Source organism: Marinobacter sp. SS5-14b (assembly GCF_030541005.1).
GTDB lineage: Bacteria > Pseudomonadota > Gammaproteobacteria > Pseudomonadales > Oleiphilaceae > Marinobacter.
Genome location: NZ_JASSVM010000014.1, coordinates 35,787 through 45,823, shown reverse-complemented (window position 1 = coordinate 45,823; position 10,037 = coordinate 35,787). Strand labels below are relative to the sequence as shown.

6 protein-coding genes are annotated in these 10,037 nt (G+C 56.9%); 3 read left to right on the top strand and 3 right to left on the bottom strand.

Annotation, left to right across the window (positions count from 1 at the left end; all coding sequences use genetic code 11):
• Positions 1-48 precede the first annotated feature (48 nt).
• On the top strand, positions 49-1,563 hold the full coding sequence (locus tag QPL95_RS17850) for a restriction endonuclease subunit S (RefSeq protein ID WP_368389768.1): 1,515 nt from the start codon (positions 49-51) through the stop codon (positions 1,561-1,563).
• 21 nt (positions 1,564-1,584) lie between these two features.
• The gene (locus QPL95_RS17845) at positions 1,585-2,601 is read left to right on the top strand and encodes an Abi family protein (RefSeq protein ID WP_303292280.1); all 1,017 of its coding nucleotides are present in this window, start codon (positions 1,585-1,587) and stop codon (positions 2,599-2,601) included.
• A gap of 277 nt (positions 2,602-2,878) precedes the next feature.
• On the opposite strand, the gene secD is transcribed toward QPL95_RS17845, so the two are convergent.
• A complete protein-coding gene (secD, locus tag QPL95_RS17840; protein ID WP_303292279.1) occupies positions 2,879-5,401 on the bottom strand; it encodes a protein translocase subunit SecD in 2,523 nt (840 codons plus the stop codon).
• Between the two features lie 735 nt (positions 5,402-6,136).
• On the opposite strand from secD, the gene QPL95_RS17835 reads away from it, so the two are divergent.
• Complete coding sequence (locus QPL95_RS17835) at positions 6,137-8,827, top strand: mechanosensitive ion channel domain-containing protein (RefSeq protein ID WP_303292278.1); 2,691 nt, start codon at positions 6,137-6,139, stop codon at positions 8,825-8,827.
• A gap of 16 nt (positions 8,828-8,843) precedes the next feature.
• Here the strand turns inward: QPL95_RS17835 and QPL95_RS17830 are convergent, their stop codons facing one another.
• Entirely contained in the window at positions 8,844-9,602 is a 759-nt protein-coding gene (locus QPL95_RS17830) for an SDR family oxidoreductase (protein ID WP_303292277.1), read from the bottom strand.
• A gap of 41 nt (positions 9,603-9,643) precedes the next feature.
• A complete protein-coding gene (locus QPL95_RS17825; protein WP_303292276.1) occupies positions 9,644-9,946 on the bottom strand; it encodes a monooxygenase in 303 nt (100 codons plus the stop codon).
• Positions 9,947-10,037: the final 91 nt, after the last annotated feature.

The following is a 10,037-nucleotide window of genomic DNA, read 5'->3' as shown; positions in this document are numbered from 1 at the left end:
TTACGCTTCTTGGTCTGGTACTCGGCTTCGGAGAAGGTGATCTGATCCATGGTGGCAACGAATCCTGTGCAGTTGACGATGACCGTATTATCGCTGATTTTGAGACTTATTCAGAGCCTCCCTAGTGGATGGGCGGGAGCAACGCTATCCCATTTGGGAGTCTTCTCAGGGGGCAAGACTCCGAGCAAATCTCGGAGTGAATTTTGGAATGGCGATATACCTTGGGTAACCCCCAAAGACATGAAAAGCGCCGAAATTGCCACCTCTGAAGACCACGTGACACAAGATGCATTGAACGCAGGAGGACTAGCACTTCTTCCTGAGAACGCAGTTCTCTTCGTGGTGCGAAGTGGCATACTCAGACGGATGTTTCCAACTGCGGTAACTCGGGTCCAGTGCACCATCAACCAAGACCTTAAAGCGCTGCAACTGTTTAAACCAGAAATGGCCCGCTACATACAAGTCCTGTCATGGGGCTTTGAGCGTTTCATTCTGGAAAAGCTAACGAAAACGGGCACGACTGTGGAAAGCCTGAAGTTTGGCGACTTTGCGAATCAGCCCTTCCCGCTTCCCCCTTTGGAAGAACAACACCGCATCGTCCAAAAAGTCGATGAACTCATGGCCCTCTGCGACCGGCTGGAACAGCAAACCAGCGACCAGCTCGAGGCCCACGAAACCCTCGTGGACACCCTGCTCGACACCCTCACCCAGTCCGAAAACACCACCGAACTGGCCGACAACTGGGCCCGCCTCGCCGCCCATTTCGACACCCTGTTCACCACCGAACAGAGCATCGACAAGCTCAAGCAGACCATCCTGCAACTGGCGGTGATGGGGCGGTTGGTGGAGCAGGATGTGGGGGATGAGTCTGCGGAACAACTCATCGAGCGCATAGCAGCTCAAAAGGCAGAAACCGGAAACGGAAAGCGTAGGACTTCAAAACCCCCAAAGAGCGGAACCGCTGAATCGCAGCCATTTCAGATCCCCTCTACTTGGGCGTGGGTGCCTCTTCGGCAAACCGGTCTCACTTCCACAGGGAAAACCCCAAGCACTAAGAACGCGAGCTTCTTTTCTGGCGACATTCCATTTATCGGGCCAGGACAAGTCACAGCTGCGGGAAAGATAAACGCGCCAGAAAAACACCTTTCAGAGGAGGGAATCCTCCAGTCCGAGGAAGCGCTTCCTGGGGATATTCTGACCGTGTGTATAGGGGGTTCTATAGGCAAAACTGCGATAGTAACCGAGCGCTGTGGATTTAATCAGCAGCTGAACAAAATTAGACCTGTTCTCGTTCAGCCCCGCTATCTCTTGGCGGCAATAAACGCTGATTTCTTTCAACACTCTATTCGTGAAAAAGCCACCGGCTCTGCGACCCCCATCATTAATCGGTCGAAATGGGAGTCCATCGCTATACCGCTGGCCCCTCTCACTGAGCAGAAACGCATCGTCCAAAAAGTCGATGAACTCATGGCCCTCTGCGACCAGCTCAAGGAGCGGATAAACCAAGCCAGTGAAGCTCGTTGCCAACTGGCCGAAGCCGTGGTTGAAAACGCCCTGAACTAACCGGAAAAGGATGACCGCGCAGTGTATGAAAAACCGTGGCTTAGCTACCGCGAGCAGCTCGATAAGTTAAAGAACCGGGGACTTGCGGTTACCGATGAGTCAAAGGCACTGGAATACCTGGAGCGTATTGGCTACTACCGCCTGAGTGGGTACTGGCATCCGTTTCGTGAACGCTCCGAGCTGTTTTGCCCCGTTGGTGCGGGGATTCCAAAAGGGAAAAAGACGAAGCCTACCAGCACCGTTCTGGACGGCTTCAAGCCGGGCGCATCTTTCGAGGCGGCCGTGCGCCTGTACGTATTCGACAAAAAGCTTCGCCTTCTTGCGCTGGATGCGCTCGAGCGTATTGAAGTGGCCTTGCGAGTCGATATATCCCACACGCTGGGAAAGCATGACCCATTCGCCTACCTGAACCCGGACATTCTGTTCGAGGGGTTCGCCAAGGAGGCAGACGCTAAAACAGGCTTGCCCAGACACGTGGATTGGATGAAGAAGCAGGCCACACAAATCGCCCGCTCCAAGGAAGACTTCATCAGGCACAATAAAACCAAGTATGGCCACCCGCTGCCTATCTGGATTGCCTGCGAGGTATGGGACTTCAACACGCTGTCAGAGCTCTATGATGGTATGCGCCCGGAAGACCAGGACACCATCGCGGATAAATACGGGATTCAGAATGGCCGTACTCTGGCCTCCTGGCTACGGAGTCTGAACTACTTACGCAACGTGTGCGCCCATCACAGCCGCTTATGGAACCGTAACGTGGTAGACCAGCCACAAAAACCGCCCAAGGACGTTGTGCCGGACTTTGATAACGCCTGGACGCGTGGCAACGAACATATTCTTGCCCGGCCTTTTCTGTTGCTGTGTATTTGCCAGAAGCTATTGAGCTCTATCAATCCAACGTCCAGTTGGTGGCAACGGCTCTCTGAATTACTGGCAGAATTTCCCGAAAACGAATCACTTGGGATTGGCTGGGGTGCCTTTGGCGTGTCGGATGAATGGAGAGGCTGGGAGTGTTTCCCGAAAAGCAGGCAATAAAAAACCCCGCAGCAGCTTCACTGCAGAGCAGATCCACCGATTGGGGCCGTGTTGCGACAAATAATAGACACGAGTGGTGCATTACTCAAGTGTGGCGTACCACAAATTACAAAAAACCCCCACGTAAGCTCCTGTCGAAGCCAAGAGGCAGGGGTCGTGTTAGCGGAAAGATTATGGATTACGCCGTCGCTAATCAAGCGGCGGTTCGATAAAAATGGGGAAAACATAAAAACGGCTGGATGATTCGCGCCGGCTGTCCGGTAAGCCGGCACCATCCCTAAGGTATAAGCTCCAGCTCCCTCCGAATCTCCTCGGCCGTTGGCCTTAACTGGGCAAGCCCCTTCCTTGCCCGCTGCTGACCGAGATAGTACAAGACAGGCGAAGCCACAAAGACCGAAGAGCTGGTGCCAATCACAATGCCGAACAGCATGGGCAAGGCGAAACTCGCCACCGCTGCGCCACCGGCAACCCCCATGGGTAACAGCGCCAGAAAGGTGGTTACCGAGGTAAACACCGTGCGGGTTAGCGTTGATGAGATACTGTCGTTCAGCAGTTCCAGCATGGGGCGATCCGGCGTCTTGCGGATGTTTTCCCGGATTCGGTCAAACACCACCACCTTATCGTTTACCGAATAGCCCATCAGCGCGAGCAGCGCTGCCACCGCTGTCAGGTTGAACTCCACGCCGGCGAGCGCGAAGAACCCGATGGTTTTGGTAAGATCCAGCGCAATGGTCAGTGTGGCCGCCCAGGCAAAATGGGACTCAAACCGGAACCAGAGGTACGCCAACATGCCTGCGCCGGCCAACAGAATGGCCAGAATGGTGGCATCGCTGAAACCGCCGCTGACTTTTGGCCCCACCATATCCACTTTCGGGAACTCCGCGGTTGGCTCAACAGAGGTCACAGAAGCTTTAAGTAAGGCAACCTGCTCCGCCGTTGCCCCCGGCGTGCCCTGCTCTGCCGGCAGTCGGATCAGGAAGCGCCCGTCTGCGCCCGCTTCCTGAATGGCCGCGTCTTCAAGGTCTTGCGCCTGAAGCGTGGTTCGCAATTGATCAACAGTGACTCCCTGGGCCTGCACCTCCACAACCGTACCGCCGGTAAAGTCGACGCCGTATTTCAGTCCCGGCTGCACAAACAGAGCGATTGCCGCAATGGACAGCACCGCCGAGACCATAAGGCCGATCACGCGACCGCGCATGAAGTTCACGCCCCGCTCACTCAGGCGGTCAAGCGAGGCAATGCCCGAAATCACCAACGGTTCCCGCTCGCGACCCCGGATGCGCCATTCCATGATCAGGCGAGTGACCGCTATGGCCGTAAAGAGGGAAGTCACCAGGCCTATGCCAATCGTAACGGCAAAGCCCCGGACCGGGCCGCTGCCAAACATGAAGAGCAGGCTGACCGCGATCAAAGTAGTGAAGTTGGAATCCAGAATCGTTCTGTAGGCCTTGCCGAACCCCTCTCTGAGGGCCATCCAGGCTGGCTTGCCCCCGCGGGATTCTTCACGGATACGCTCGTTGATCAGAATATTGGCATCCACCGCCATGCCAATGGTGAGGATAATTCCAGCAATCCCCGGCAGGGTCAGGGTCGCCCCCAGCAGGCTCAATATCCCGAACACCAGCCCGACGTTCACCGTCAAACCAACACAGGCAATCAATCCCCAGCGTCCATAAAGCCCTATCATGAAAGCAATCACCATGGCCGCGCCCAGCAAACCGGTGGTCAGCCCCATGGCAATGGCATCACTGCCCAGATCCGGGCCCACGGTACGTTCCTCGATCACATGCAAAGGCGCGGGCAAGGCACCCGCTCGCAGCAGCAGGGCCAGGTTACTCGCTTCTTTTGTGGTAGACCCGCCGCTGATCTCTCCACTAGCGCCAATGGCGCTGCGGATAACCGGTGCGGTAATCACTTCACCATCCAGTACGATGGCCAGGGGCCGACCGATGTTGTCCCGGGTCATATCCCCGAACAGCCGGGCACCCTTGTCGTCCAGCTTGAAATTGACCACCGGCTCGTTGGTATCCGGATTGAAAGCCATGCGGGCGTCACGGATGTGCTCGCCAGCCATGGCAACCCGTTCTTCCAGTTTATAGTCTCTGTCTTCGTGGGCGCCCGGGAGGATAATCGTAGCGGTATCGTCCTCCGCTATTCCCCGGGCCGCCCAGTGAAAGGTCATTTTCGCGGTGGTACCGAGCAGTTCACGAATCTCGCTCGGGTCGGCCACGCCCGGCATCTGTACCAGAATGCCGTCGCTGCCCTGGCGAGTAATGCTGGGCTCCACCAGTCCGGTTTCATCAAGTCGCCGCCTGACCACTTCCAGGCTTCGCTCCACCGCATCCCGGGATATACCCACCCGCCAGGACTCGGTCAGCGTCAGCACCAAACGCCCGCCGTTGGTATCAACGTCGAACCGGCGCGTGCCATCCGGTGTGTCCGTTGCCAGTTTTCGAGCAAGGCTGGCCGCTTCAGACACCTGTTCGGGCTGGCGCACCGGCAGCTCGATACCCCTATCAGTAATCTGGAGGCGCCCGTATCGAATGTCCGCCTCACGCAGGGAGGTGGTCAACTCGGCGGCAATGGCTTCATGCTCGCTGGCAAACAGTTCCTGGATATCCGCTTCCAGAAGCAGGTGTGAGCCACCCTGAAGGTCCAGCCCCAGGGAGACCGTATTCTGCTGGTACCAGTCCGGAAGCATGCCGGACAATGTGGGGGAAAGAAGGTTCGGCAATGCACTCAGCAACCCGAGCACAATCACCAGGCCGTAGACGACGGCCCGTGTATGCAACGATTTCATGGGTAATCCTCGAAGAAAACTTCACTCACAGTGATGACTGCCCAAATGTTCAGCCATGAATAGTTGGAGGATTACGCCAGAGGGGGTGCGCGAAGCAGCGGGATCAGAAAACGGGGGGTGGTAGAAGGATAGACCGCAACAGCGGAGCTAGCAGGGGTTTGGCAGCAAAGCCCGGTCGACAACACCGACCGACTTTTACACCCGACATCAGGAAAATCCGGACCATCATCGGCTGCATCACGCCTTACGTTGCCGCACTGAGCCCAAAGAGACTCGGTATGACTGGCAACCACCAGATGATCCAGGGGTTCAACAAATCCATGGCCAACTCGGGCAGCAGAGGCCTGCTGGTGCGTAACCGAGGACAAAAAGACAAGCAGCAACGCCAGTAGTGGAACCACTACCAGAGGCGTTTGAACTGGACCACGAAATAAACGATGGTTGGCGTTGATCATGCAGCTGTCCCGGAAAGCAAAAAGAATCTTGCGGTGCGATTTGGGCGAAGTCAACGGAATTCTATGGCCAGTTGAACACGGATTTTCCGGTCTCCGGCGCGGTCAAACCAACCGGTTGAAGGGGCGCTCTTGCTGGCGGCTTTCCTGGGCTATACGGTGTATCTGCTGTCTGTGTCGTTCGCGCCCACCGTTTTTTAGCGCGAGAAAGTTCTGCGGTGCTAGTATGAATCCTGAGATAAAAAGGACCATGGTCATCACCCTACGCAAGGAGCGCGACGTTATGCACCGCTACAGACTGCACGCCCGCTGCTGTTTTCGATCGATCTGCCTGGTGTGGGCGATGCTTTTCTATTGTGTTGCCCTGCCGGCCTTTGGCCAACAACATGATGAGGAGAGTAGTCAGGACACGACGGAGGAAGTTGGCGAGTCTGCTACCGAAGAGAAGCAGGAGGAGCCCGAAGAAGCCAGGCCCGCTGTCCAGCCCGCGCTGGAACCGGAGACTGAAAACCCACCCCAGATTGAGCTGCCCGACACCGAGACGGCGGATATTCGCCAACAGATCCAGGCCCTGAGAACGTCACTGGACCAACGGCTGATCGCGGTTGAATCCACTAGCAAGCGACTCAGCTACGCGGAGTCGCTGCTCAACAGGCTTGAAGATGAATACAACAGCTTCGAGCTCCGCCTCGAAAAAGCCGGGCTGGATCTCACTGGCAGCTACGCGAATCTGCTCCAACAACGACTTGAACGTCTTCAGCGCCAAGGCATCGCGGAAGACCTGATTAGCGACATCCAAAACCAGCTGTCAACAGCGCGAGAAGAACAGCTTCGGCTGGAAGAGTTCGAGGCTGTTATCGACCCGGGAGATGACGCCCGCGATCAACTGAGGAGCCAAAGGGCCAGTCTGATCCGCCAGCTGCACAAGGCCGTTACTGAACACATTCAGGTGCTGAACGACTATTACAACACGGTATCGGCGCTGCAAAAACGAGTAGAAGCCTACCAGACGTTGCTGCAGCAGCGCCTGTTCTGGCTGCCCAGCGCCCCGGCAGCAGGAGCCGACACCCTCACAGAGCTGATCAGCGCTGCGGCCTGGTTCGCCGGCGAGTCACGTCTCAAGGACTTCCGCGTTGCCGTCAGTCAGTCGATTCAGGAGCGTGGCGGCCGCATCGCTTTCTTGATCACGCTTCTGGCGCTGCTACTGATCAAGCGCGGTGTCATTAAGCGCAACCTGAACGCCAACAGTCAGCATGTTGGGGTTGTGGGTCATGATCGTATTAAATTTACTTTGTATGCACTCACCAACAGTTTCTTGCTGGCACTGCCGGGGGTATTGGCTTTCGCCATTGCTTCCCTTTTGCTGATGGAAGGCAACGAGTTTTTCTCCGCCCTGTCCAACGGCCTGACTGCCGCCGCCCTGGTCACCCTCCTGCTGGCCTTTATTCATCACGTGGCTCGCCAGGGAGGCCTGGGGGACACCCACTTCAACTGGCACGTTGATTCTCTGCAGGCACTGCGCCGGGAACTGCCATTTCTTCTCGCCGTCATTGTTCCGATCACGGTCATTATGCCGACCACCGCCACACCCGGCGGTTCCGAGTTTGAAGACAGTCTGGGGCGATTGCTGTTCACCGCCGCATCCATTGCGCTTTCGGTGTTCGCGCATCGCATTATGAGTGCCGTCCGGGCAGACCGACCACAGAGCAAAGGCCTGCTGGCCCTGCACATTCTGGCCGTTACCACTCCGCTGATACTGGTGGTGGCATCGCTCCTCGGATATCACTACACCGCCCTGGAACTGGAGCGGAACCTGTTTATCAGCATCTGCTGGATCGCCTTCAATGCCATGCTGTTCTATATCGGACTCCGGGCGCTTTCGGTCAGGGAACGTCGGCTTACCCTGGCACGGTTACGTGAACAGCGAGAGGCCCAGCGCAAACTCGCCGAAACCAAGGAAGCGGCCGAATCCTCTGGCGAGGGGGTACCGCAAATGCTGGACATGCCGGTGATGGATCTCAAGGACATCAACCAGCAGAGTACCGCACTCTTGCGCATCCTGGTTTCCGTTCTGGTCATCACCGGCCTCTGGCTCCTTTGGGCCAACCTGATTCCAGCACTGCAGCTGTTTGACAACATTACGCTCTGGACCATCGCCACCGACCTTGACGGCGGTGACCCACTGCCCATTACGCTCGGTGATCTGTTGCTGGCGCTGTTCGTCGGCATTGGTACAGTGATGGCGGTCAGAAACCTGCCAGGCACCCTGGAAGTCATGTTGCTCAGCCGGATGAAGCTTCAGCCCGGCACGGGCTATGCCATCACCACCCTTACCACCTACACTCTGGTGTTAATCGGCGTGGTGGTATTCCTCGGGGTGATCGGGGTGCAGTGGTCCAAGCTGCAATGGCTGGTGGCAGCCCTCGGGGTTGGCCTGGGCTTTGGCCTGCAAGAAATTGTTGCCAACTTTGTGTCCGGCATCATCCTGCTGTTTGAACGTCCAATCCGGGTCGGCGATACGGTGACCATCGGCGGCATCACCGGGACTGTTTCGCGAATCCGCATTCGGGCGACCACGCTGGTCGACTGGGACCGCAAGGAGCAGATCATCCCCAACAAAACCTTTGTAACCCAGGACCTGACCAACTGGACGTTATCGGACTCCATAACCCGCGTGATACTGCAAGTCGGTGTAGCCTACGGCTCCGATCTGGATCAGGTGCAGGAACTGCTGGCGGACGTCGCTCAGAACAACGAGAGGGTGGTGGATGACCCCGCACCGGCGGTGTTCTGTGTCAGTCTCGGAGACAGCCGTATTGATTTCGAACTGCGAGTGTTTGTGAAAGACCCGATGGACATTATGCCCCTGACTCACGAAATCAACGCATCCGTTACTCGCGCGCTGCATGATGCAGGCATCCAGATACCCTTTCCGCAGCGAGATATTCATGTGCGGACCGTTGCGGATTCCTGAAGCCGGGCGAACCTGCTCACTCTTCGTAGATCATCTTTCGCACCATCCCGCCATCGACCACAAAGTTCTGGCCGGTGATGAACGACGCTTGCGGTGAAATGAGATAAGAGACCAACGCAGCAATATCGTCAGGAACGCCAACCCGGCCTGCGGGATGCTGATGATGATCGCGCTGAGACAGTGGCTCTACCTCCTCCGAAACGCCCTGCCAGGCCCGGGTATCAATCCAGCCGGGGCTGATGCAATTCACCCGGATATCGGGCCCCAGGCTCACCGCAAGGGCATGAGTCAATGCAACGATGCCACCTTTGCTGGCGGCATAGGCTTCCGTGTCCGGCTCGGATTGCAGCGCCCGGGTGGAGGCCATGTTTACGATGGCACCCTGGGTTTTCCGAAGATACGGAACCGCGTGTTTGGTTACCAGAAAGGGGCCTGTCAGGTTTACGTCGAGCCGGCGCTGCCACTGCTCCAGGCTGAGCGTTTCTACTGGCCCGGTATCAGGATTCGCAATCGCGGCATTGTTGATGACGGCATCCAGGCGCCCGACCCAGCTCACCGCAGCCTGAATAATACGTTCCACATCCGCTTCGGAGGCCACATCTCCGGGTAGAAAGCAGAGGGCGCCGTCCGCGCCTTCAGCCAAGCGCCTACCAACAGCCTGGTCGGTATCGCAGAAAGCCACCTTCCAGCCGGCTGCGGCCAGGTGCAGCACGATACCCCGCCCGATCCCCTTTGCCCCGCCCGTAACCAGAGCCACCTTTTGTGTTGTATCCAACTCAGTCTCCAATAACCCTAACCTGTGCGCAGGGCACGAAATCAGACCGGCCCATGGTCAATCGCCGACAACGCTTCGTTCACTTGGAACACCTTGGCATTCACCACCGGCACACCAAAGCCTTTCAGCCTGGCCGTATGCATCTCAAGATATTTTCTGGCACTGGCTTCATCTTCAAACAGGTAGATACCGCCGGCTTCTTTGGTATCGGCGTTCTCGGTCCAGAGCTTCCAGATAAAGCCCGGCTCCCGGGCAATGGATTCCGCCAGCTCCTTCATGGCAGCCGCCATGTCCTGACCGAACGGACCATCAAACGGAAAATCAACCTGCAATAATGTCTTCATATGCACTCGCTCCTGGCGGGTAGGTAACGCAATGTGATAGTACTTGCAGTCTAACAGCGATTATTCAAGAGGAATTGGCTGAAAACACCCT